Genomic DNA, 409 nt, shown 5'->3' on the forward strand with positions numbered 1-409 from the left:
GCCATGGACCAGCGCATTTTCCACCAGTGGCTGGAGAATGAAATTGGGATATGGAACGCCGGCTAAGGCCTCCTCGATGTTGTAAACAACTTCGATGGACTCGCTGTAGGAGAAGAGCTGAATCTTTACATAGGCCTGAATATTCATCAGTTCATTTTCAAGTGTAGTGATATCTTTTCCTTTATTCAGCGCAGTGCGGTAAAACGTGGATAGGAGAATGACCATTTCGCTGATATCGTTCTGCCCGGACAGAATCGCACGGCTGTTGATAAGTGATAAGGAATTATAAAGAGTGGCAGCCATGCGGCACGATCTGAAAAACCATCTGCACTGCATCGCTTCCTTTATCGAACTGGAACAGTACCATGATGCACTTCATTATATCGAAGAGATTTACGCGAATTCCAGG

2 protein-coding genes are annotated in these 409 nt (G+C 45.5%); one reads left to right on the forward strand and one right to left on the reverse strand.

Going from position 1 to position 409, the window contains the following annotated elements:
- On the reverse strand, positions 1-303 hold a 303-nt coding region (locus NE473_RS30420), incomplete at its 3' end, for a sensor histidine kinase (RefSeq protein WP_256265577.1).
- Here NE473_RS30420 and NE473_RS30425 point away from each other — a divergent pair.
- The coding region (locus NE473_RS30425) for a Spo0B domain-containing protein (RefSeq protein WP_256265578.1) at positions 302-409 on the forward strand (108 nt) is incomplete at its 3' end. The two genes, NE473_RS30420 and NE473_RS30425, sit on opposite strands and share 2 nt — an antisense overlap.

It is taken from the genome of Hungatella sp. SL.1.14 (assembly GCF_024460495.1).
Lineage (GTDB): Bacteria > Bacillota > Clostridia > Lachnospirales > Lachnospiraceae > Hungatella > Hungatella hathewayi.